The 22,400-nt window shown below is 70.7% G+C and carries 16 protein-coding genes; 8 read left to right on the forward strand and 8 right to left on the reverse strand.

The genetic code is table 11. The features are described 5' to 3' along the window. Positions 1 to 151: 151 nt before the first annotated feature. Positions 152 to 2,851: a DUF2339 domain-containing protein gene (locus HND91_RS07135; protein ID WP_181705862.1), complete on the forward strand. Its 2,700-nt coding sequence runs from the start codon at positions 152 to 154 to the stop codon at positions 2,849 to 2,851. Between the two features lie 29 nt (positions 2,852 to 2,880). Here the strand turns inward: HND91_RS07135 and acuI are convergent, their stop codons facing one another. Continuing rightward, positions 2,881 to 3,870: an acrylyl-CoA reductase (NADPH) gene (gene acuI / locus HND91_RS07140; protein WP_181705863.1), complete on the reverse strand. Its 990-nt coding sequence runs from the start codon at positions 3,868 to 3,870 to the stop codon at positions 2,881 to 2,883. Positions 3,871 to 4,094: 224 nt separating this feature from the next. Here acuI and HND91_RS07145 point away from each other — a divergent pair, with 224 nt between their 5' ends. Both HND91_RS07145 and glyS read left to right on the forward strand, forming a co-directional pair. Further along, entirely contained in the window at positions 4,095 to 5,366 is a 1,272-nt protein-coding gene (locus HND91_RS07145) for a cell wall hydrolase (RefSeq protein WP_181705864.1), read from the forward strand. 87 nt (positions 5,367 to 5,453) lie between these two features. After that, the gene (gene glyS, locus HND91_RS07150) at positions 5,454 to 7,493 is read left to right on the forward strand and encodes a glycine--tRNA ligase subunit beta (RefSeq protein ID WP_181705865.1); all 2,040 of its coding nucleotides are present in this window, start codon (positions 5,454 to 5,456) and stop codon (positions 7,491 to 7,493) included. A 518-nt stretch (positions 7,494 to 8,011) separates the two neighbouring features. Here glyS and HND91_RS07155 read toward each other — a convergent pair. Next, positions 8,012 to 8,827, reverse strand: a complete 816-nt coding sequence (locus HND91_RS07155) for a DUF1194 domain-containing protein (protein WP_181705866.1) — start codon at positions 8,825 to 8,827, stop codon at positions 8,012 to 8,014. A 380-nt stretch (positions 8,828 to 9,207) separates the two neighbouring features. Between HND91_RS07155 and HND91_RS07160 the strand changes: the two genes are divergently transcribed. Next, positions 9,208 to 10,173, forward strand: a complete 966-nt coding sequence (locus tag HND91_RS07160) for an endonuclease/exonuclease/phosphatase family protein (protein WP_181705867.1) — start codon at positions 9,208 to 9,210, stop codon at positions 10,171 to 10,173. 48 nt (positions 10,174 to 10,221) lie between these two features. On the opposite strand, the gene HND91_RS07165 is transcribed toward HND91_RS07160, so the two are convergent. Further along, complete coding sequence (locus tag HND91_RS07165; RefSeq protein ID WP_181705868.1) at positions 10,222 to 11,898, reverse strand: electron transfer flavoprotein-ubiquinone oxidoreductase; 1,677 nt, start codon at positions 11,896 to 11,898, stop codon at positions 10,222 to 10,224. A 231-nt stretch (positions 11,899 to 12,129) separates the two neighbouring features. On the opposite strand from HND91_RS07165, the gene HND91_RS07170 reads away from it, so the two are divergent. After that, positions 12,130 to 13,059: a uracil-DNA glycosylase gene (locus HND91_RS07170; RefSeq protein WP_181705869.1), complete on the forward strand. Its 930-nt coding sequence runs from the start codon at positions 12,130 to 12,132 to the stop codon at positions 13,057 to 13,059. A gap of 158 nt (positions 13,060 to 13,217) precedes the next feature. On the opposite strand, the gene HND91_RS07175 is transcribed toward HND91_RS07170, so the two are convergent. The 3 genes from HND91_RS07175 to HND91_RS07185 form a co-directional block, all read right to left on the reverse strand. After that, the gene (locus HND91_RS07175; RefSeq protein WP_181705870.1) at positions 13,218 to 14,444 is read right to left on the reverse strand and encodes a coiled-coil domain-containing protein; all 1,227 of its coding nucleotides are present in this window, start codon (positions 14,442 to 14,444) and stop codon (positions 13,218 to 13,220) included. A 307-nt stretch (positions 14,445 to 14,751) separates the two neighbouring features. Next, positions 14,752 to 17,037 (reverse strand): NADP-dependent malic enzyme, encoded by a 2,286-nt coding sequence (locus HND91_RS07180; RefSeq protein ID WP_181705871.1) that lies wholly within the window; start codon positions 17,035 to 17,037, stop codon positions 14,752 to 14,754. A gap of 71 nt (positions 17,038 to 17,108) precedes the next feature. Further along, positions 17,109 to 17,780: a ceramidase domain-containing protein gene (locus HND91_RS07185; protein WP_181705872.1), complete on the reverse strand. Its 672-nt coding sequence runs from the start codon at positions 17,778 to 17,780 to the stop codon at positions 17,109 to 17,111. 69 nt (positions 17,781 to 17,849) lie between these two features. Between HND91_RS07185 and moaB the strand changes: the two genes are divergently transcribed. Next, positions 17,850 to 18,428, forward strand: a complete 579-nt coding sequence (moaB, locus tag HND91_RS07190; RefSeq protein WP_181705873.1) for a molybdenum cofactor biosynthesis protein B — start codon at positions 17,850 to 17,852, stop codon at positions 18,426 to 18,428. Between the two features lie 33 nt (positions 18,429 to 18,461). On the opposite strand, the gene HND91_RS07195 is transcribed toward moaB, so the two are convergent. Beyond that, the gene (locus tag HND91_RS07195) at positions 18,462 to 19,163 is read right to left on the reverse strand and encodes a glycosyltransferase (protein WP_181705874.1); all 702 of its coding nucleotides are present in this window, start codon (positions 19,161 to 19,163) and stop codon (positions 18,462 to 18,464) included. A gap of 138 nt (positions 19,164 to 19,301) precedes the next feature. On the opposite strand from HND91_RS07195, the gene HND91_RS07200 reads away from it, so the two are divergent. Then, entirely contained in the window at positions 19,302 to 20,450 is a 1,149-nt protein-coding gene (locus HND91_RS07200; RefSeq protein WP_181705875.1) for a PA0069 family radical SAM protein, read from the forward strand. A gap of 240 nt (positions 20,451 to 20,690) precedes the next feature. Beyond that, positions 20,691 to 21,374 carry a ribonuclease HII gene (locus HND91_RS07205; protein ID WP_181705876.1) on the forward strand — a complete coding sequence of 228 codons (684 nt, stop codon included), beginning with the start codon at positions 20,691 to 20,693 and terminating at the stop codon, positions 21,372 to 21,374. An 18-nt stretch (positions 21,375 to 21,392) separates the two neighbouring features. Here HND91_RS07205 and cydB read toward each other — a convergent pair whose 3' ends face one another. Beyond that, positions 21,393 to 22,397, reverse strand: a complete 1,005-nt coding sequence (gene cydB / locus HND91_RS07210; protein WP_181705877.1) for a cytochrome d ubiquinol oxidase subunit II — start codon at positions 22,395 to 22,397, stop codon at positions 21,393 to 21,395. Positions 22,398 to 22,400 lie beyond the last annotated feature (3 nt).

Genomic DNA, 22,400 nt, shown 5'->3' on the forward strand with positions numbered 1-22,400 from the left:
GCGTACACGTCCCGTTCCGCCGTGCCCGGCGCCGGCCCGGTCGCAGGCTTTTCTTGAGACTGTTCGCATAAGATGGCCATGATGCGTTCGGCGGCGCCGACAGCCGTTCCCTCGTGAACGGTGCGCCGTCTCGGCCAGGGTGGAACTTCTCATGGATGGTCTGATCGCGATCCTGGTGATCGTCGTGCTGGCGCTCGTCGGCGGCAGTCTGGCCGGGTGGGCGGCCCTGTCGCGCACGGGCGACCTTCGCCGCCGGCTGGCCGCCGCCGAGGCCGCGCTCGCCGCCCTGCAGGCGGCTGCGGCAAGCCCGCACGCCGCGCCGGCACCGGTCGAGAACCCGGCGCCGGAGCCGATCCCCGACGTCGGGACGTCGCCGGAACCCGCGCCGGATGCCGCGCCCGCGTCAGCCGAGTCGGCCGACCTCGGTCCCGCCAGCGATGCCGACGCCGCCTCGGCCGCCGGCGACGCCGCGCCGCCGCCGATCATCCGGCCACCCCGCCGCCGGGACCTGGAGGAGGCGCTCGGCACGCGCTGGGCGGTCTGGGTGGGCGGCATCGCGCTCGCCCTCGGCGGCGTGTTCCTGGTGCGCTATTCCATCGAGGCCGGGCTGATCGGCCCTGGCCTGCGCATCCTGCTCGGCCTTCTGTTCGCGGGCGTGCTGCTCGCGGCCGGCGAAATGCTCCGACGGCGCGACGGCGCGGAGCCCCCGGCGGCGCTGCGGGCCGCCTACGTGCCGGGCGTTCTCACCGCCGCCGGCACGGTCTCGGCCTTCGCGGCGATCTACGCCGCCTATGCGCTCTACGGCTTCCTCGGCGACGCGGCCGCCTTCCTGGCGCTCGGCGCGGTGGCGCTCGCCACCCTCGCCCTCTCGCTCCTCCACGGGCCGGGCCTCGCCGGCCTCGGTCTCGCGGCCGGCTATCTGGCGCCCGTCCTGGTCTCCTCCGAAGCGCCGGCCTTCGGGTCGCTCGTCCTCTACCTGCTCGTCCTCACCGTGGCGACGCTCGCCGTCGCAAGGCTTCGGGGCTGGCGCTGGCTCGCCATCTCGGCGGTGGTGGGCCAGATCGGCTGGGCGGCGGTGATGACGGCCGCGTCCACCCGCCCGGGCTACGACTCGGTCGTGGTGGCCGTGCACGTCCTCCTCTCCTACGGCCTGACCGCCGCCACCTTCGCGGCCTCCATCCATCCCCGCGCGCCGGGCCGCGAAACGCCGCACGACCGGGCGGGAGCCGTCATGCTGGCGCTCTTCTGCATCCCGGTCATCCTTCATGTGGCCGGCTTCGGCGACACGGCGGCGGGCGTGGGGCTCGTGTTCGGCGTCGGCGCCGCGCTCACCGTGACGGCCTACGAGTGGCCGGCGGTCCGCCTCGCCGCCCTCGCCGCCATCCCGACCGTGGTGATCGGCCTCGCCGGCCTCGCGACCCCGGTGATCCGGCCCGGCCTGGAGACGGCCATGATCGACGGCCTTCCGGCGGTGGACGCGGGGCGCCTGATCGGCTCCTCCCTGGCCGCCGGCCTTCTCTTTGGCGGGCTCGGTCTCTTCGGCGTGGCCGGATCGGCGTCCCGGGTGGTGCAGGCGGTGGTCGGCACGGCGGTGCCGCTCGGCGTCGGCGTCATGGCCTATCTGCGGCTGACCGAGTTCACCCAGAGCCTGCCGTTCGCCACTCTGGCGCTGGTGCTGGCGGCCTATTTCGGCGTGGTCACGGAGACACTCAGCCGGCGGCTGCCCCGGACCTGGTTCGGCGCGGACGGCGCGACCGCCACCTACGCCATCGCGGCCGTCGCGGCCATCGGCTGCGGCCTGACGGCGGCGCTGGAGAAGGGCTTCCTCACGGTCGCGCTCGCCCTCCTCGTCCCGGCCATCGCCTGGGTGGAGGCGGCGCGCCCGGTGCCGGGCCTCCGCGCCGTGGCCCTCGCCGTCGCGGCGGTGGTGGTCGCCCGGTTCGTGACCGGTCCGGCTGTGGTCGGGGCCGACGTCGGGACGACGCCGGTGTTCAACTGGCTGCTCTACGGCTACGGCGCGCCGGCGCTCGCGTTCGCCTACGGGGCATGGCGGTTCGGCCATACGCGCATGGACCCGGCGGTGCCGGTGTTCGAGGCGCTCGCGGTCACGTTCACGGCCCTCACCCTGGTGATGGTGATCCACCACGGCATGACCGGCGGCGACCTGACCGCGCCGATCTCCGGCCTCGCGGAGCAGAGCCTCCTGACGCTTTCGCTCCTGTCGGTCTCGCTCGGCATGCAATGGCTGGCGGTGCGACGTCCCGGGCTGGTGTTCGGCCGGGGCACGCTTGTCGTCGGAGGCCTGGGACTCCTGTTCGGCGGGCTCGGTCTCCTCGTCGCCCAGAATCCGCTGGTCACGGGCGAGCCGGTCACCGGCGGCGCCTTTTCGGGCGTGCTCGCGCTCGGCTACCTGCTCCCGTCGCTGATGGCCTTCGCGGTCGCCATTGTGGCGCGGCGACGGCCGGACCGCCCCCGCTGGTATGTGGCGTCCGCCGGCTGGCTCGGCGGCGTCCTCGCCGTCGCCTGGGTGACGCTCGCCGTCCGCGCCGGATTCCACAGCGGCGACCTCACCGTCGGCCCGGTGGAGGAGAGCGAGCTCTACGCCTATTCGGTGGTGTGGCTGCTCGCCGGCCTCCTGGTGCTGGCGACCGGCGTCGCCATCGGGGCCCGGAGCGTGCGGGCGGTGGCGGCGGCGCTGATCGCCGCCGTCGTCGTCAAGGTCTTCCTGGTGGACACGTCCGGCCTCAGCGGGGTGTGGCGCGCGGCCTCCTTCATGGGCACCGGCGCGGTGCTGATCCTGATCGGCTTCGCCTACCAGCGGCTCGCCCGCCGGCTCGGGCCGGCCACCTGACCGGCCCGATCACGCCCGGGCGCCGACGATCAGGCGACCGTAACGACCACCCGCCCGCGCACCTTGCCGTCCGCGATTGCGCGAGCGGTGTCGATCGCCCGGTCGAGCGGAACGGTCGTCGTCATGGCGGCGAGCTTGCCGCGGTCGATCTCCCGGTCGAGGCGCGCCCACGCCACCTCGCGCTTGCCCCTCGGCACGGCGACCGAGTTGATGCCGAGCAGCGACACGCCGCGCAGGATGAACGGCGCCACGCTGGTGGGCAGGTCCATGCCGCCCGCGTTGCCGCAGGCCGCGATGGCGCCCTCCCCCTTCGTCATGGAGAGCACGTTCGCCAGCGTGGTGGACCCGACGGAATCGACGCCCGCCGCCCAGCGTTCCTTGGCGAGCGGCTTGGCCGGGCCGAAGAGCTCCGCCCGCTCCAGGATCTCGGCGGCGCCGAGGCCCTTCAGGTAGTCGGTCTCCTCAGGCCGGCCCGTGGTGGCGATCACGTGCCAGCCGGCCCGGGCGAGCAACATGACGGCGACGGACCCGACGCCCCCGGCCGCGCCGGTCACCACCGCCGGGCCGTGGTCCGGCGTCAGCCCATGGGCTTCCAGGGCCATCAGCGACAGCATGGCCGTGTAGCCGGCGGTGCCGATGGCCATGCAGTCGGCCGGCGACAGGCCGTCCGGCCGGTGGATCAGCCAGTCGCCCTTGACGCGGGCGACCTCGGCCCAGCCGCCGAGGTGAACCTCGCCGACGCCCCAGCCGTTGAGGATCACGCTGTCGCCGGGCGCGAAGGCCGGGTCGGCGGAGGCGACCACCTCGCCGACGAAGTCGATGCCGGGAATCATGGGCCAGCGGCGGACGACCGGCAGCTTGCCGGTGACCGCCAGCCCGTCCTTGTAGTTGACCGTCGAATGGCTGACCCGGACGGTGACGTCGCCGTCCATCAGGTCGGCGTCGGTCAGGGAGGTCAGCGCCACGCTCTGCCGCTTCTCCTCGTCGCGGCTCACCACGATCGCCCGGAACTCGGTCATTCCCCTCTCCTCTCGTCGATGCCCGCCCGTCCGGGTCCCGTTTAGCACGGCCGCGGCGCGCGGCCGCAGCCCGACTTATGGCCGGCCGGATCCGCAAGCTCCCCACTAGCTGGGTTAACCCACCGGTAAGGTTAATCCCCGATAACCATCGCGAGCTTGGAACTTGAGGCGCGACGGGCAAAGGCCGTCCGCGCCCGGGTGCGATCGGAGGACGGGGTCTGGTCATGCGTCGTCGTCATCGGATCGGGGGCAACCTCCCCGCGCCCGCCCTCTCCGCCGCGTTCTGGCGGGTGGGCCGTCCGGCCTCCGGGCTTCTCGCCGGCCTGGTGCTGGTCGCGGCCTTTCCCACCACCGTCGCCCAGCAGGACGCCGCGAGCCTTCTCCTGAAGTCGCTGGACCCGGCCACCCGCTGGACCATGGCGATCGCGCCGGGTCCCGGCGGCATCACCGAGATCGCCACGCCCGCGCTTCAGGAGGTCGGCGGATCGGCCATGATCTCCGCCGGACCGAACGGCGAGCGCATCGTCCTCGAAGGCGTCAGCCCGGCCGGCCACGGCGCGGCGGATCCGGCGACCTGGCTGCCGGACGAGGACCGCATCGACCGGAGCTGGAAGGGCGACCTGCCCGGCACGTTCACGACGCCGTCCACCCGGCGGGGCTTTTCGGCGGGCTCCATCTATGAGGAGCACAGCCGGCTCCAGCCGCCCGGCCCGGACACCCTGCCGACGGTCGCCTTCTCGGCGGCGAGCGCGCCGCTGTCGGCGCTCGCGGTCGCCCGCTTCATTCAGCCACGGGACGTGCGCGCCACGGCGGTGGCGGATCTGTCGCCCGCGCCGGTGCCGCTCTCCCGTCCGGACCAGACCCGCCTCGTCGCCGCGCATTATCCGCCCCGGCCGCTCGCGCCCGCCGCCAACGTCACCGCCGAGGCGGTGCTCGCCGCCTATGCGCCGGACACGTCGGTGGTGGCGCAGGACATGTTCGACGCCCTCTTCGCGCGCCCGCGCGAGAAGCCGCCCGTGCCGCCGCGCGCCCTCGCGCCCGGCGACCACTGGTGGGGCGCCCTGCCGCTGCCAGCAACCGCATTCGACCCGGCGGAGGAGAAGTGCCTCGCCGAGGCGGTCTATTTCGAGGCGCGCGGCGAGCCGGTGAAGGGCCAGACGGCGGTCGCCCAGGTGGTGCTCAACCGGGTGCGCAATCCGGCCTACCCGGACCGCATCTGCGACGTGGTCTATCAGAACGAGGGCCGCAAGGACGCCTGCCAGTTCTCGTTCGCCTGCGACGGCATCAAGGACGTGGTGCGTCCCGGCCGTGCCTGGACCGTGGCGAAGACCGTGGCTCACGACGTGCTCTTCGGCGGCGTCTGGCTCGATGAGGTGGGCACCTCCACCCACTATCACGCCACCTATGTGCGGCCGAACTGGGCGGACGTGTTCCGCAAGCAGTCGAAGATCGGCCGGCACGTCTTCTACCAGACCATCCACGGCGGCTGGAGCTGAGGCGCGGCGAGCCCTCCGTGCCTCGTGACATTCGCGCCCGAACCGGCTAGTCACGGCTCCGGTTTTCCGCGAAGGCTCACGTCCCCCATGCCCGACCTCCTCCTCGAATTGTTTTCCGAAGAGATACCCGCCCGCATGCAGGCGAAGGCGGCCGACGACCTGAAGGCGCTGGTCACGAACGGCCTGGTGGACGCGGGTCTCACCTACGAGGGCGCCGCCGCCTTCGCGACGCCGCGTCGGCTGGCGCTCACCGTGCACGGACTGACGACCCGCTCGCCGGACCTGCGCGAGGAGAAGAAGGGCCCGCGGGTGGACGCGCCGGAGGGCGCCATCCAGGGCTTCCTGAAGAGCGCCGGCCTTGCCTCCGTCGCCGAGGCCCGGATCGTCGACGATCCGAAGAAGGGCCGGTTCTACGTCGCCGAGACGCTGAAGCCCGGCCGCGCCGCCGAGGACATCATCCGCGACCTCGTCCCGGCCGTGGTGCGGACCTTCCCCTGGCCGAAGAGCATGAAGTGGGGCTCCGGAACCCTGCGCTGGGTGCGGCCCCTCCATTCCATCCTGTGCACCTTCGGTCCGGAGACCGAGGATCCGACGGTGATCGAGGTGGAGGTGGAGGGCGTCGCGTCCGGCAACATCACCCATGGCCACCGCTTCCTGGCGCCGGACCCGATCCGGGTCCGCCGGTTCGAGGACTACGTCGCCTCGCTGGAACGGGCCAAGGTGGTGCTCGACCCGGCGCGCCGGCGCGACATCATCCTCCACGACGCCAAGGACCTCGCCTTCGCGGCGGGCCTGGAGCTCGTCGAGGACGAGGGCCTCCTCAACGAGGTGGCCGGCCTGGTGGAATGGCCGGTGGTGCTGATGGGCGCGTTCGAGGAGCGCTTCCTGGACGTGCCGGACGAGGTGATCCGCGCCACCATCCGGGCCAACCAGAAGTGCTTCGTGCTGAAGGACCCGGCGACCGGCAAGCTCGCCAACCGCTTCCTTCTCACCGCCAACACCGTGGCGGAGGATGGCGGGCGGACCATCATCGCCGGCAACGAGCGCGTCATCCGCGCCCGTCTGTCGGACGCCAAGTTCTTCTGGGAGCAGGACCTCGCCGTTCCGCTGGAGGACCGGCTGCCCAAGCTCGACGTCATCACCTTCCACGAGAAGCTCGGCAGCCAGGGCGAGCGGGTGATGCGCCTCGTGGCGCTCGCCGGCGCGATCGCGCCCCTCGTCGGCGCCGGCAAGGCGCTCGCCGAGCGGGCGGCGCTCCTCGCCAAGGCGGACCTCGTCACCGGCATGGTGGGCGAGTTTCCCGAGCTCCAGGGCCTGATGGGCCGCTACTACGCCACCCGGCACGGCGAGGATCCGTCTGTCGCCGCCGCCATCGAGGAGCACTACAAGCCGCAGGGCCCGAGCGACCGGGTGCCGACCGACCCGGTGTCGATCGCCGTCGCGCTCGCCGACAAGCTGGACGTGCTGACCGGCTTCTGGGCCATCGACGAGAAGCCGACCGGCTCCAAGGATCCGTTCGCCCTCCGCCGCGCCGCCCTCGGCGTGATCCGGATCGTGCTGGAGAACGGGCTTCGGCTGCGGCTGACGAGCCTCGGCGCGACGCCCGACCTCCTCGCCTTCTTCGCCGACCGGCTGAAGGTGCAGCTGCGGGAACAGGGCGCGCGGCACGATCTCGTGGACGCTGTGTTCGGCCTCGGCAACCAGGACGACCTGCTGCTGATCGTCCGCCGGGTGGAGGCGCTCGGCGCGCTCCTCTCGTCGGAGGACGGACGCAACCTGCTCGCCGGCTACCGGCGCGCGGCCAACATCCTGAAGGCGGAGGAGAAGAAGGGCACGGCGGTGGCGTCGTCCGTCGACGAGGCCCTTCTGACCGAGGCGGAGGAGAAGGCCCTGTGGGCCGCCGTCCGGACCGCCACCGCACAGGTGGCCGACGCCCTCGCGCGGGAGGATTTCGAGGCCGCGATGACCGCCCTCGCGGCGCTTCGGCCGCCGGTGGACGCCTTCTTCGACGCGGTGCTGGTCAATGCCGAGAATACCGCCATCCGGGCGAACCGGCTGGCGCTTCTCACCGCGATCCGGGACGCCTGCCACGGCGTGGCGGATTTCTCACGCATCGAGGGCGCGTGAGCACAGTCCGGCCCCGGACCGCGATCCGCACTTGATATAAATGACGACGACGCTCTAGACTGGCCCTCGTCGGCGGATCGGAAGCGAACCCGCGGGACCGTCAGGACGGCGCCGGACGATCGGCTGCCGGCCCGTCGGTCCCGCATTCGTTTCGGCCGGAATTTGGTTCGCGGAGGTCGGTCCCATGCAGACCCGTATCGGTCCGGGGGCGGAGCCCGCCACGGCCGCCTTGGGACGGTCCGCGAAGGCTCCGGCCATGAACTCCGCCGGTGTGGCGGGGCTGTCGACGGGCGCGCCGGCGACGGAGGCCGTCTTGGGTGCGGCCACGGACGAAGGCGACCGCTTTCGGACCACGAACGCCCGCCGGTGGCCTTGGGCCGTGCGCATGATCGCGGCCGTCCTCGTCTCGCTGCCGATGGCCCTGGTGCTTGTGGTCGCGCTGGCGGTGGAGCGGCTCGTCCGGTTCGGTCCACGGGCCGGCAGGATCAGCGGGGCTCAAGACCCGGCGAGCCCTCGCCTCACGGGTCCAGCCACATCCGCCGCTGCTTCTCGCCGACTTCGCAGTCGTAGTCGGAATCGGGCACCGGAGAGGCCTGAACGTGCTCGAAGCCGCCGCTGAGATCCGCGATCTCCAGAACGAGCTTGCGGCGGATCGCCTCCACCAGCTGCGCCCGGTCGTTCACCGCCACGATGAAGGCGCCGGGCCCGCCGATGACGCAGTTCTCGTAATAGCTGTCCAGGTTCTCGATGGAGCCGTAGCCCCGGTTTCCCGGCTTCAGGGTGATCGGCAGGCCGTTGATCACGATGCCGAGGCGGACCACCATGTCGCGGACCGGAAGGATCGGCTCGCCCATGTTGTTGGGACCGTCGCCGGAAACGTCGATCACCCGCCGCATGCCCTCGTACCCGTTGCCCTCGAACAGCGACGCCGCGATCGTGAGGCCGCTGGAGATGGAGGTGCCCCGAAGGGTGCCGCGCGGCGCGTCGGACAGTTGGGCCGCGAAGGCCTCGGCCGACGCGGTGTCCGTGAGGGTGCGCCACGGTATGACGACCCGGTGGTTGCCGGGGCCCGCCCACTCCAGGTAGGTGACCGCGATCCGCCCATGAAGTCCGCTGCGGATCGCCGCCAGGACGTCCGGGTGTCGGATCGCCTCCACATAGCCCGTCCGCTGGAGGGCCTGCTCGTCCGGATCCATGGAGCCGGACACATCGACCGCGAGGACCAACTCCAGGTCGACCTGTTCGTTCGCCGACGCGGGGTCCGCCCCCGCGAGCGCCAGAGAAATCAGTCCGCCGATCAGGGTTCCGAAAAGCCGCCACGGAATGGTTCGCATCACCGCCTCCGGTCCGGCGCGGTTCCGCCAAAGGAGACGCGCGCCTGCAGGTCGATCGCTCGCAGAGAGCCGGGGCGTCGAACGCTGGCCTCGGCCCGAGGTGCCGCAATATGGAGCAAAGCCCTGGCGAGGGCTCCGGGACGCGCTCCGGACGCCGGTCTCCTGCCGGTCCGCCCTTGGGCGAACGCCGGCGCGGCGCTGTCCAGAGTGTCGGTTTGATGACAGGGGGTCGTCAACCGTTCGGGATCGCGATGGTCCTCACCATTCCTTGATCGATTCATATGGCGCCAACTCGTAAAGTCCGCGCCGGCCTTGCGTTCGGCGTATTTTGCAACGCACCATGCATTCTGGTTTTTGCCGTCACCTTTGGATTTTTCGGAATGAAGCTCGGTCCCTGGTTAGACCTCAACAGCCTGCTGCTCGTGGTCTGCGGGCTCGCGGCGCTCTACGGCGCCGCGGTCTGGTTCCGGACGGCGGATCTCGTCCTCTTCTTTCTTCCCTACGTGCTGGTGGCGACCACGGTCGCCGCCGTGCTCTTCCTCACGTGGCGGCGCCGGCATCTGATCCTGTTGACCCTCTTGGCGATCGCGAGCGTGGCCGTCATCCCGGTCTGGGCCGAGCGGACTGCGGACGGGACAGGCACGCCCATTGCGGTCGCGACGGTGAACACGCTCGCGGACAAGAACGGCGACAAGCAGGGCTTCGCGGCCTGGCTGCGGTCCACCCCGGCGGACATCGTGCTGCTGCAGGAGGTGTCGAGCTGGAGCGCCGGACTGATGCGCGAGGCGCGGGCCTATCCGGTGCGGGTTGGGCCCGTCGACGGCCACGTGGGCATCCTGTCCCGGTACCCGCTGGTCGGCGAACCGCGACTGTTCTCGGACGGGGCATTCAGCCCCAGGCACCGGCTGATCCGGGCCGAGTTCGACGTCACCGATCCCGCGAAGCCGGGCGCGGCTCGCCGTACGATGGTGGTCTACGCGCTTCACGCCCAGACGCCGCGCTCCAAGCTGCGCTGGCTGGAACGCAACCGCCTGCTCGCGGTGTTGGCCGAGCAGGTGTCAAAGGAAGCGCCGGGCACGGCGATCGTGGTGGGCGGCGACTTCAACACGCCGCCCTGGTCGCCCTGGCTGCACAAGCTGCTGGCGACGACGCCGCTGACGCTTGCGGACAAGAGCCTCTGGCCCGCGGCGACGCGCTATTTTCGCGAGTTCGGCTGGCCGGAGTTCTTCGGCTCGACCGTGGACCACATCCTGGTCAGCCCCGAGGTCCGCATCCTCGGCCACCGGGTCGGTCCGAACGTCGGCTCGGACCATCTGCCGGTGACCGCCTCCATCCTCCTGAATTGAGGACCCGGAGGGGCGCGAAGCGGCGGCGCATGCCCGCCGTCGCGACCGTCACATGTTGGGGTAGTTCGGCCCGCCGGCGCCTTCCGGCACCGTCCACTCGATGTTCTGGTTCGGGTCCTTGATGTCGCAGGTCTTGCAGTGCACGCAGTTCTGCGCGTTGATCACGAACTTCGGCGGAGCGGCCGGTTCCTCGACCCATTCGTAGACGCCGGCCGGGCAGTAGCGGGACGACGGGCCGGCGAAGGTGCCAAGCTCCGACACGCGCTGCAGGCCCATGTCCTTCACCTTCAGGTGGACCGGCTGATCCTCCTCGTGATTGGTGTTCGACAGGAACACCGAGGAGAGGCGATCGAAGGTGAGCTTGCCGTCGGGCTTGGGATAGACGATCGGCTTGTGGGTCTTGGCCGGGTGGGTAGCGGCGTGGTCCGGCTTGCCGTGCTTCAGCGTGCCGAACGGCGAGACGCCGAGCGTCTCGTTCAGCCACATGTCGATGCCGCCGAGCGGAACGCCGACGAGCGTGCCGAACTTGGACCAGAGCGGCTTGACGTTGCGCACCTTCCAAAGGTCGCGACCGATCTCCGATGAGCGCCAGCCGGCCTCGTAGTCGAGAAGTTCGTCGTGCGAGCGGTCCGCGGCGAGGGCCGACGCGGCGGACTCCGCCGCCTGGATGCCGGACAGCATGGCGTTGTGGCTGCCCTTGATGCGCGGCACGTTGACGAAGCCGGCGGAGCAGCCGATCAGCGCGCCGCCCGGGAAGGTGAGCTTCGGCACCGACTGCCAGCCGCCCTCCGTGATGGCCCGGGCGCCGTAGGACAGGCGCTTGCCGCCCTCCAGCGTGTCGCGGATCAGATGGTGGGTCTTGAAGCGCTGGAATTCCTCGAACGGCGACAGGTACGGGTTCTCGTAGTTGAGATGGACCACGAAGCCGACCGCCACCTGGTTGTCCTCCAGGTGGTAGAGGAAGGAGCCGCCGCCGGTGCCCCACTGCAGCGGCCAGCCGAAGCTGTGCTGCACGAGGCCGGGCTGGTGCTTGGAATCCGGCACCTGCCAGAGTTCCTTCAGGCCGATGCCGAACTTGGCGGGCTGCGCCCGGTCGGCCAGATGGAAGCGGTTGATCACCTGCTTGGCGAGCGAGCCGCGCACGCCCTCGCCGAGCAGCGTGTACTTGGCGTAGAGCGCCATGCCGCGCTGGAAGTTCGGGCCCGGCGTGCCGTCCTTGTGGACGCCCATGTCGCCGGTGGCGACGCCGGCGACCCGACCCGCCTCGTCGTAGAGCACTTCGGCGGCGGCGAAGCCCGGATAGATCTCCACGCCGAGCGCCTCGGCCTTCTGGGCGAGCCAGCGGCAGACGTTGCCGAGGGACACGACGTAGTTGCCGTGGTTGTTCATGAGCTTGGGCATGGCCCAGTTCGGCAGGCGCACGGCGGCGGCCGGGCCGAGCAGGTAGAAGCGATCGTCCGTGACCGCCGTCTTGAAGGGCGTGTCGGCCTCTTCGCGCCAGCCGGGCAGCAGCTTGTCGACGCCGATCGGGTCGACCACCGCGCCGGACAGGATGTGTGCGCCGACCTCGGACCCCTTCTCCAGCACCACGACGGAGATGTCGCGCCCGGTTTCGGCGGCGATCTGCTTCAGACGGATCGCGGCCGACAGGCCCGCCGGGCCCGCCCCGACGATCACCACGTCGAATTCCATCGCGTCGCGTTCAGGCAGTTCAACCGCGGTCATGCCATCTCCTCATCGGTTCCGTCCCGGCGCCCCGGAAAGCGCGCGTACTCTATCCATCGGGTGCGCTAGCGAAAAGCCGACGAACGGTCCATCTTTTCTCATGGGGCTGTTCTGTCGCAGCATGATGTCCATATCTCTCGCTTACGTCAACGGAAGCCGCTCGTCTTGTTCTGTGACGTGAGCGGATCGGCGCCATGGCGCGGCCTGCGCGAGGCCGCTATAAGGCTCCTCATGTCCGATCTCCCGCCCAGCTCCAGCGTTCAGCACGCGCTTCTCGCGCTGCTCGACTGGTATGCCGCCATGGGCGTGGACGCGGTGCTGGACGAAGCGCCGGTCGACCGGTTCGCCGAAAGCGCCGCCGAGCGGGAACGCGCCGCCAACGCCAGGCGGGCGCCTGCGGGAACGCCCGGACAGGCCTCGATCGTGCCGGGCGCCCGAACGGAACTGGGCCAGCCGGTGAGGCCCCATCCGGGCCAGGCCGGCCGGCCGCAGCCCATGGCTCCGCCGCTGGCCGCGACCGTGCCCGGCACGGACGCCGTGATGGCCGCCCGTACGGCGGCGGCGGCGGCGCGCAGCCTGGACGAGTTGCACCGTCTCCTCCTCGGCTTCGACGGGTGCAACCTCAAGCTCACGGCCAAATCGCTGGTCTTCGGCGACGGCAATCCGGCGGCGCGGGTGATGTTCGTCGGTGAGGCACCGGGCCGGGACGAGGACCTGGAGGGCCGCCCCTTCGTCGGACGGTCCGGCCAGTTGCTCGACCGGATGCTGAAGGCCGTCGACCTGTCGCGGGAGACGGACGCCTACATCGCCAACGTCATCTACTGGCGCCCGCCGGGCAACCGGGATCCGAGCGACCAGGAGGTGGCCATCTGCCGACCGTTCATCTGCCGGCAGATAGAGCTGGTGAACCCCGACTTCCTGGTGTTCCTGGGCGCCCAACCGGCGAAAGCCCTGGTCGGCGGCGAAGCGGCCCGGACCGGCATCCGCAAGCTCCGCGGTCGCTGGCTCGACTACGACACCGGCACGCGAGTGATCAAGGCGCTGCCGACCTTCCACCCGGCCTATCTGCTGCGCAACCCGGTGGAGAAGAGGATGGTCTGGCGCGACCTCCTGGCCTTGCGCGCCGCCATGACCGCCGCCGCCAACGAGAGCGCCGGCTGACGAATCGACGGGCGGAGCGAGGCCGCGGAGCGGAGAGATGACCCCGCGCGGACGGGCGAGGTCCAAGTCAGCCGGCGCGACTTCCAAGGACAACGGGGCCGGTCACCGGATCATCGGCGACCAGCCCTTTGCTTCCGCAGACCAGGACCCCGGCCCGACTATTCGGCGCCGGTGCGCATGGCGTAGTCGTCCGATCGGCTGATCCGGGCCTCCTGCTCCTCCAGAAGCATGCGGACCTTGACCGACAAGGCCCGTTTCTCTTCGCGCAGCGCCCGGACCTGTTCCTCCAGGAAGTTCGACTTGGAGATCAGGCCGCCGATGGCGATGTCCTTCTGGTGAAGCTCGTCCTTCGCCTTCTCCCGATAAGTGTCGAAGCTCGCCGACAAGGCCGAGATCTGCTGCTGGTGAACCTCCAGGGAGCGGCTGGCCGCCGAGAGGGCCTCCAGGGCCTGCGCCCTGTCGTGCTCGGCGTTGGTCTGGGCGCCCCGGGCCGCGTGGCACTCGGAGGTCAGCCGGTCGATCCGCTCCTGGAGAGAGACGGACGCGGCCGAGTGAATCCGCAGTTCCGCCTTGGTGTCTTCCAGGAGAGCGCGACGGTGGCTGTTCTCCGCGCGTTCGGCCGTGAGATGGTCGGCCAGCTCCTTGGCCTTCGCCTCCGTCGCCATCCGCAGGTTCGCCTCGCGCCGGAGAGCATCCTGCTTGCGGGACACTTCCAGGTAGGACTTCTGCACCTCTTCGTTAAGGACGGTGATCCTGTCCGCGTAGGCGTCCCTCGCCTTCTGGACGTCCTCGTAGCGGGCCTGGAGATCGCGGAGCCGCCGGAGCAGGTCCGTGTTTTCCGTCTCCAGCTTGGCGGCCCGGGACGTGGTGTCCCGGAGGCTGAGCGACGCCAGCTCGTGGCGGGACTGCAGGTCCGCGTGGGCGGACGAGAGATCCTCCTGGATCTCCAGCTGGCGGAACACGCCCCGCACGTCGGCCATCAGGTCCTCGGTGAGGGACGCGATGGTGCGGATCCGGGACTCCACCTCGGCCGGAGGCGACAGGCCCTTCACCACCCTTGAGCGGCGGATTTCGGCCGTGTCGTACCGATCCGACCCCTCGGACGGCTGCGGTCGCGGCCGGACCATGTCGGCCGACGCGACCGGGTCGGGCTGCGGCAACGGGTCTGGCCGCCGCGGCGGCTCGGCCCTTGCAGCCTCCTGGTAGCCTCGGTAATCCTCGACGGTCACCCGGGTGTCCACGGGTGCACGGCTTTCCGCGGCGGCGTCGTTGATGCGCCCCAGCTTGATGTCCATGAGGTCCGCTTCCTCCGGCATGACCTTGCCGCCGCCCGGCAGGTCGTACACCTCGCCCGGCTGGGTTCGCTTGCGACCAAGAAAATTCATCCTGCCTCCGCCCCTCGCAGGTCGATACGCTTGCCGGGCAGCTGTCGCGCGGAGCCCGGCGAGACGACCGACCGACGCGCGGCAGCCCGTACGCCGAGAACGACCTCCGGTCCTCAACGCGTCACGCATGCCGATGATGATGTACGACGCGAAGTCCGACCCGCGCGCCCCACCGGGCCCGACCACGGAAGCCGGCGACCAGCAGGCGAGTCGATCGCTCGCGTGACTAACATCCTTCAAAACATCGTAAATTTTGTCAATGGCCGCCGTTAACGGCGGTAAAGAAAGATGGGGACAACTCCACCCGTCAGTCCTTCCGCACGCACACCGCCGCGAAGGCCGTCATGTTGACCACGCCGCGCGAGGTGACCGAGGGCGTCAGCACGTGGGCGGGGCTGGCGGGGCCGAGGAGGATGGGGCCGACGTGAAGCGCGTCGGCCGCCACCTTCATGAGGTCGAGGGCGATGTTGGCCGCGTCCAGGGTGGGAAACACCAGAAGGTTGGCCTCGCCCTTCAGGGTGGACGTCGGCATTACGCGCTGGCGAACCTGGGGCGAGAGGGCAGCGTCGCCATGCATCTCGCCGTCCACCTCCAGGTCGGGCGCGGTCCGTCGCAGGATGGCGAGGGCCACCTGCATCTTGCGGGCGGAGGCGCTGTCGGCGGAGCCGAAGTTGGAGTGGGACAGGAGCGCCGCCCGGGGCGTCAGGCCGAAGCGGCGGATCTCGTCGGCGGCGAGCCGGGTCATCTCGGCGATCTCGGCCGGGGACGGGTCGTCCGACACGTAGGTGTCGGTGAGGAAGAGCGGCCCCCGGTTGGAGATCAGGAGCGACAGGGCGGAGAACTCGTGGATGCCGGTAGCAAGGCCGATGATGTTCCGGATGTCGCGCAAATGTTTCATGAACCGGCCCTCCAGCCCGGTCAGCAGCGCGTCCGCGTCGCCGCGCTTCACGGCGAGCGCGCCGATCACGGTGGTGTTGGTGCGCACGATGGTTCGGGCCGCGTCCGGGGTCACGCCGCGCCGGCCCACCAGCTCGAAGTAGAGGTCCACGTAGTCGCGATAGCGCGGGTCGTCCTCCGGGTTCACGACGGCGAAGTCCTGGCCGGGGCGGATCCTGAGGCCGTAGCGCTCGCAGCGGGCGGTGATCACCTGCGGGCGGCCGATCAGGATCGGCTCGGCGAGCTCGTCCTCGATCACCACCTGGGCGGCGCGCAGAACCCGCTCGTCCTCCCCGTCGGAATAGATCACCCGCCGTTTGCCGCCCTTGGCCGCCGCGATGATCGGCTTCATGACGAGGCCGGAGCGGAACACGAAGCGGTGCAGGCGGTCCAGATAGGCGGGGAAGTCGGCGATCGGCCGGGTGGCGACGCCGCTCTCCATGGCGGCCTTGGCGACAGCGGGCGCGATCCGCAGAATCAGGCGGTTGTCGAACGGCGACGGGATCAGGTAGCGCGGGCCGAACAGTTCGGAGACGCCGCCATAGGCGCGGGCGGCCACGTCCGAGGGCTCCTCCTTGGCGAGCCCCGCGATCGCCCGCACGGCCGCGTGCTTCATCTCCTCGTTGATCGTGGTGGCGCCCACGTCGAGCGCGCCACGGAAGATGTAGGGGAAGCAGAGCACGTTGTTGACCTGGTTCGGATAGTCCGACCGGCCGGTGCACATCATGGCGTCGGGGCGGGCGGCGAGCGCCTCCTCCGGGGTGATCTCCGGGTTGGGGTTGGCCAGCGCCAGGATCAGGGGTCTGTCGCCCATGCGGGCCACCATGTCCGGCTTGAGGACGCCGGCGGCCGAGAGGCCGAGGAAGACGTCCGCGCCCTCGATGATGTCGCCGAGATGCCGGGCGTTGGTCCGCTTGGCGTAGACCGCCTTCCAGCGGTCCATCAGCGCCTCCCGCCCTTCGTAGACGACGCCTTCGAGATCGGAGATCCAGATGTTGTCCCGGTTGACCCCGAGGGAGACGAGGAGGTTCAGGCAGGCGAGCGCCGCCGCGCCCGCCCCGGACGCCACCACCTTGATGGCGCCGAGGTCCTTCCCGGCGAGTTCCATGGCGTTCATCACCGCCGCCGCCACGATGATGGCCGTGCCGTGCTGGTCGTCGTGGAAGACCGGGATCCTCATCCGCTCGCGCAGGGCCGCCTCGATCTCGAAGCACTCCGGCGCCTTGATGTCCTCCAGGTTGATGCCGCCGAAGGTGGGCTCCAGGGCCGACACCACGTCCACCACGCGCTCCACCGTGGACGCGTCGATCTCGATGTCGAACACGTCGATGCCGGCGAACTTCTTGAACAGCACCGCCTTGCCCTCCATCACGGGCTTGGAGGCGAGCGGGCCTATGTTGCCGAGCCCGAGCACGGCGGTGCCGTTGGAGACGACCGCCACCAGATTCTGCCGGGAGGTGTAGTCGGCCGCCCGGGCCGGATCCGCCGCGATGGCGAGACAGGGGGCGGCGACGCCGGGCGAGTAGGCGAGCGCCAGGTCGCGCTGGTTGCCGAGCGGCTTGGTGGCCGTGATCTCCAGCTTCCCCGGCCTCGGCTCCTTGTGGAAGAAGAGCGCCGCTTCCTCGAGTTCCGGACCGACGAGACGATTCTCAGACATGGGGGCGCTCTCCCTGCGTTGATTTGTCTCGTTCTAGCACGAGGGCGCCGGGACCCAAGTCGTTGAAAGCCTCAGCTAGATCGATTGACCCGCATCTCCTTTCCGGCGTTCCAGGTGCACACCGAACGGATGACGAGGGCGAGCACCACCCCGTTCAGAACATGCCAGCCCACGTGGGTGCCCTGGGGCAGGGTCTGGCAGAACGGCAGGTCCGCCATGCGGAACAGAAGCGACACCGCGAACACGCCCCCGGCGACGAGCACGAAGCGGCCGTTCGGCACGCCCCGGGCGCTGAGCCAGCCGCCGATGAGGAGGAGCGCCAGGAGCGCCGGCGCATAGCCGGCCGACGATCCGACCAGCGGCTCGAACGCCGCTCCGATCGGCCCGGAGGCCGCCATGAAGACGGCGGTGGCGGCGACGGAGATCCAGGGCCCGAGACCGACGAGGCGGCGAAGGACGAGCCCGAAGCCGAGCGCGATGAAGACCGCGATGGGGATGACGTCGGCGAGCGCCGCCCAGCGGGTCGCGACCGTGTGGAACAGGAAGGAGCCGACGCCGACGACCGCAGCGGTGAGCGAGAGCGCCGCCAGTCCGAAGTCCCGCTCCCTGCATCGGCCGAGGAGATGCACGCCGTAGAGCGCGGCGAGCAGGAAGGACAGGTTGGACACGGCGTTGAGCGGTTCGGCCCAGAAGGACGGGTCGGTCCGCTCGCAATAGGCATCCACCGACGCGGTCCAGTCCATGCATCCTCCCCTTGGCCACAGGCCGGCTGCGGCCTTAAGTAGAGGCTAGTCCGCTTCCAAGGAGCCTCCATGACACTTTCCCGCATCGACGAAAGCCGGCCCTTCATCCCGGTCCGGATCGCGGTCGTCACCGTGTCGGACACCCGGACCCTCGAGGACGACAAGTCCGGCCGCACGCTGGTGGAGCGCATCGCCGAGGCCGGGCACGTGCTCGCCGGGCGCGAGATCGTGCCCGACGACGTGGATGCGATCCGGGCCGTGGTGACGCGCTTCACCAGCGCCCCCGACGTGGACGTGGTGATCACCACCGGCGGCACCGGCTTCACCGGCCGGGACGTGACGCCGGAAGCCCTGGAGCCCCTGTTCGAGAAGGTGATGGACGGTTTCTCGGCCGTGTTCCACCGCATCTCCTACGACAAGATCGGCACCTCGACGATCCAGTCGCGGGCCACGGGCGGCGTGCTGAACGCCACCTACGTGTTCGTGCTGCCGGGGTCGCCCGGGGCCTGCAAGGATGCCTGGGACGGCATCCTGAAGGCGCAGCTCGACTACCGCCACATGCCGTGCAACTTCGTGGAGATCATGCCGCGGCTGGACGAGCACATGCGGCGCGGCGCCGGAGCTGCTGGACCGTCCACCGCCGTGTGACGCCCGCCGGGCGTCCGGCCCGACCGGCGGGGCTCAGCCGTGCAGCCGCACCAGGTAGCGCGGCGGAACGGCGAGGGCCGCGAGCGCGAGGCTGACCGCCCGTCGCAGGCGACGGAACGAGGAGACCGCCGGCGGCGGCCCTTCCGACGGGGAGTATTGGGCGGCGGCGCTCCTGAGCCTGGCGAGCCGGAAGCGGCCGATCCGGCGGAGAAGGTCCACGTCCTCCAGGGCCGGCAGCGCGCCGTAGCCGCCGAGACGGCGGTAGAAGGTGCGCGAGATCAGGAGGCCCTGGCCGGGATGCGGGATCCGGGTCACCGACGAAAGCCCCCGGACGGCCGCCTCCCGCACGCGCGCGCCGAAGCCGACCTCGTCGAGGGAGAAGCGGAACACCGCGGCGACCGTATCCGCCCGGCCCGACCGGGCGGCGCGCTCCACGAACGTCGCCACCTCGGCCTCCCAGCGGTTTTCCAGAACCGCGCCGGGGCGCAGGAACAGCAGCCACTCGCCCCGGTGGGCGGCCTCGCCGCCGCGACGAAGAAGGGTTCCGACAGGCCCGGACGCCTCCACCAGGACGCAGCCGGTGGCGTCGGCGACGCGCCGCGTGCCGTCGGTCGACCCGCCGTCGACGATCACCACCTCCCGGACGACACCTTCCGCCGCGGCCGGGATGAGGGCCGACAGCGTGAGCGCGAGCCGCTCCTCGTCGTTCAGGGTCGGGATCACAACGGTCAACATGAGCAAGCTTTACCGGTTTTGCGCTGCGAGATCGAGAGGCGATCACGCCGCGGCCGGGGCCGCGGAGGGGCTTGCGCCAGAGCCGCGGAGCGCCATCTACGTTCTTGTCTTGTTCCAGGATTGCGCTAAGATCAAACCATGAACAGCCGAGCCGCCCCTCTCTCCTTCGAACGGATTCCCGACGTGGAAGCGTTGCACGCCGATGGGCTCGCGGAGCGGGCCGTCCATGCCGACCGAAGGCGCGGCCGGGGCGCGGCGGTGAACCCGGCCGCCCGGTTCGAGCCGCAGACGGTGATCTCCTACGACGACGGCTGGGGCTCGGCCGACGACCTGCCGCCCCTGAAGACCACCGTCCAGGTGGAGCGGGCGCGCTCCATCATCACCCGGAACGACAGCCCGGACATTTCCTTCGACCGGTCGATCAACCCGTACCGGGGTTGCGAGCACGGCTGCGTCTACTGTTTCGCGCGGCCGAGCCACGCCTACATGGGCCTCTCGCCGGGGCTCGACTTCGAGACCCGGCTGTTCGTGAAGCCCAATGCGGCCGAGCTTCTGGAGCGGGAGCTCGGGGCGCCGTCCTACACGCCGAAGACCATCGCGATCGGCACCAACACGGACCCGTACCAGCCGCTGGAGAAGGAACACCGGATCACGCGGGCGATCCTGGAGGTGCTGGCGAAGACCAACCACCCGGTCGGCATCGTCACCAAGTCGTCGCTGGTCACCCGCGACATCGACATACTGGCGCCCATGGCTGAAAAGGGTCTCGCCAAGGTGGCCATCTCGGTGACCACGCTCGACAAGAAGATCGCCCGGGCCATGGAGCCGCGCGCCTCGGCCCCGCACCGCCGGCTGGAGACCATCCGGCAGCTGAACGAGGCGGGCATTCCGACCGGCGTCATGGTGGCGCCGATCGTGCCCTGCGTGACGGACAGCGAGATCGAGCGCATCCTGGACGCCGCCGCCGCCTTCGGGGCGCGCGAGGCGGGCTACGTGCTGCTGCGCCTGCCTCTGGAGGTATCCGAGATCTTCCGCGACTTCCTGCTCCGCGAGTTCCCGGATCGCTATCGCCACGTGATGAACGTGCTGCGGTCCATGCGGGGCGGCAAGGACTATGACGCCGAATGGGGCAAGCGCATGCGAGGCTCCGGGCCCTACGCCTGGCAGATCGGCCGGCGCTTCGAGCTCGCCGCCAAGCGGCTCGGCCTCAACAAAAACCGGGTGAAGCTGACGACCGAACTCTTCCAGAAGCCCACCAACGGCGGCGTCCAGCTCAGCCTGTTCTGAAGGCGGCGGGCCGGACGCGATCGCGGCCGGACACGCTGCGGCCGGGGCGGCGTTGGCGCGGACGACCCTGGTGGGGCGGGTCTGGCGGGGCGGGTCTGGCGGGGGCGGTCTTTTCGGAGCGGCCCGTTTTCAGCGTGAGGCGCGCCGCAGCCGGTCTTGGCGCGCGTCGCTCGTGGTCGGCCTTGGCGACGGGCCGAGGCACCCTTCCCCGGCGGCGCGCTTTCCGGCACCCTCCGCCCCATGAGCGCGCTCGAATCACCCGTATCGGACCTCTTCGCCGATCTCCTCCCCGGCGTCTGCGACCGCAGGGTGGAGGACTCCTACCGGCGCCGCTGGCGCGGCACGGTGGCGGGCGTGGACGAGGCGGGCCGCGGCCCGTGGGCGGGTCCCGTGGTGACCGCCGCCGTGGTCCTGACCGACGCCGATCTGCCCGATTGCCTGACCGATTCCAAGCAGTTGACCGCCGAGGAGCGGGAGGCCTGCTTCGAGGCCATCTGCCGCGACCACCATGTGGCGGTCGCGTCCGCATCGGCCGCCCTGATCGACCGGGTCAACATCCGGGCCGCGACGCTCGAAGCCATGGGCCGGGCGCTCGCGTCCCTGCCGGTGCCGCTCGTCGGCGTCCTCGTCGACGGGCGGGACGTGCCGCCGGCGGTGGCCGAACGCGGGCTCAAGGGCGCCGCCATCGTGAAGGGGGACGCCCACGTGGCCGCCATCGCGGCCGCGTCGGTCATCGCCAAGGTGACGCGCGACCGCATGATGCGCGCCTACGCCGGCCATTATCCGCTCTACGGGTTCGAGCGCCACATGGGCTACGGCACGCCCGGGCACCGGACGGCCCTCCTCGCCCACGGCCCCTGCCCCATCCACCGGATGAGCTTCCGCCCCCTGAGGAGCGATGGCGAGGGCGAGGAGGCCGACTGAACCGGGCCCGCTCCGCTTTCAGTGATATCCCTCGCCCGGCCCGATCCGGCCCCGGAAGGTGTAGTAGACGAACACGGTGTAGCCGAGCACGACCGGCAGCAGGATGACCACCGCGACGAGCAGGAACATCTGCGACGCAGGCGCGGCGGCGGCGTCCCAGATGGTGATGTCCGGCGGCACCAGGTAAGGGAAGTTGGAGATCGCCAGCCCGGCGAAGGACAGGATGAACAGGCCCACCGACCCGAGGAAGGGCGCGGCGGCGTTCCGCCTGTCGAGGCCGACCCAGATGACGGCGGCGAGCACCACCGTCAGCACGGGCACCGGCGACAGGTAGAGCAGGTTCGGCCAGGAGAACCAGCGCTCGGCGATGCGGTCGTACTGGAGCGGGGTCCAGACGCTGACCACCAGGATGAAGGCCAGCATGGCGAGAAGCAGCGGGCGCGCCCAATCGGCGGAGCGCCGCTCGAGCGGCCCGGACACGCGCATGTGGAGCCAGGTGGCGCCGAGCAGCGCATAGCCGGCCACCACCCCGAGCCCGCACATGATCGCGAACGGCGACAGCCAGTCGAAGGCTCCCCCCGCGAAGGCGTTGTCCTCGGTCCGTATGCCGTGGAGCATGCCGCCGAGGATCACGCCCTGGGCGAAGGCCGCCACGGTGGAGCCGAGCCAGAAGGCGAGGTCCCACGCCTGGTGGTTGGGCTTCGCCACCCAGCGGAATTCGAACGCCACGCCCCGGAAGATGAGGGCCAGCAGCATCACGATCACCGGCACGTAGAGCGCCGGCATGATGATCGCGTAGGCGGCCGGAAAGGCGACCCACAGGCCGCCGCCGCCGAGAATGAGCCAGGTTTCGTTGCCGTCCCAGAAGGGCGCCACGGAATTCATCATCTGGTCGCGATCCCGCTCCTCCTTGGCGAACGGGAAGAGGATGCCGCAGCCGAGGTCGAAGCCGTCGAGGACCACGTAGAGGATGACCGCAAGGCCGATGATGCCGGCCCAGATCAGCGGAAGATCGAGTTCCATGGC

It is taken from the genome of Chthonobacter rhizosphaerae, assembly GCF_013839525.1.
Classification (GTDB): Bacteria; Pseudomonadota; Alphaproteobacteria; order Rhizobiales; family Pleomorphomonadaceae; genus Chthonobacter; species Chthonobacter rhizosphaerae.

What these genes read in the sequence shown, in the direction of transcription:
- moaB (WP_181705873.1), top strand. Translation starts at nt 17,850, where the DNA reads ATGACACTTTCCCGCATCGACGAAAGCCGGCCCTTCATCCCGGTCCGG.
- HND91_RS07185 (WP_181705872.1), bottom strand. Translation starts at nt 17,780, where the DNA reads ATGGACTGGACCGCGTCGGTGGATGCCTATTGCGAGCGGACCGACCCG.
- HND91_RS07205 (WP_181705876.1), top strand. Translation starts at nt 20,691, where the DNA reads ATGAGCGCGCTCGAATCACCCGTATCGGACCTCTTCGCCGATCTCCTC.
- HND91_RS07155 (WP_181705866.1), bottom strand. Translation starts at nt 8,827, where the DNA reads ATGCGAACCATTCCGTGGCGGCTTTTCGGAACCCTGATCGGCGGACTG.
- cydB (WP_181705877.1), bottom strand. Translation starts at nt 22,397, where the DNA reads ATGGAACTCGATCTTCCGCTGATCTGGGCCGGCATCATCGGCCTTGCG.
- HND91_RS07175 (WP_181705870.1), bottom strand. Translation starts at nt 14,444, where the DNA reads ATGAATTTTCTTGGTCGCAAGCGAACCCAGCCGGGCGAGGTGTACGAC.
- HND91_RS07170 (WP_181705869.1), top strand. Translation starts at nt 12,130, where the DNA reads ATGTCCGATCTCCCGCCCAGCTCCAGCGTTCAGCACGCGCTTCTCGCG.
- HND91_RS07200 (WP_181705875.1), top strand. Translation starts at nt 19,302, where the DNA reads ATGAACAGCCGAGCCGCCCCTCTCTCCTTCGAACGGATTCCCGACGTG.
- HND91_RS07135 (WP_181705862.1), top strand. Translation starts at nt 152, where the DNA reads ATGGATGGTCTGATCGCGATCCTGGTGATCGTCGTGCTGGCGCTCGTC.
- HND91_RS07145 (WP_181705864.1), top strand. Translation starts at nt 4,095, where the DNA reads ATGCGTCGTCGTCATCGGATCGGGGGCAACCTCCCCGCGCCCGCCCTC.
- HND91_RS07180 (WP_181705871.1), bottom strand. Translation starts at nt 17,037, where the DNA reads ATGTCTGAGAATCGTCTCGTCGGTCCGGAACTCGAGGAAGCGGCGCTC.
- glyS (WP_181705865.1), top strand. Translation starts at nt 5,454, where the DNA reads ATGCCCGACCTCCTCCTCGAATTGTTTTCCGAAGAGATACCCGCCCGC.
- HND91_RS07160 (WP_181705867.1), top strand. Translation starts at nt 9,208, where the DNA reads ATGAAGCTCGGTCCCTGGTTAGACCTCAACAGCCTGCTGCTCGTGGTC.
- acuI (WP_181705863.1), bottom strand. Translation starts at nt 3,870, where the DNA reads ATGACCGAGTTCCGGGCGATCGTGGTGAGCCGCGACGAGGAGAAGCGG.
- HND91_RS07165 (WP_181705868.1), bottom strand. Translation starts at nt 11,898, where the DNA reads ATGACCGCGGTTGAACTGCCTGAACGCGACGCGATGGAATTCGACGTG.
- HND91_RS07195 (WP_181705874.1), bottom strand. Translation starts at nt 19,163, where the DNA reads ATGTTGACCGTTGTGATCCCGACCCTGAACGACGAGGAGCGGCTCGCG.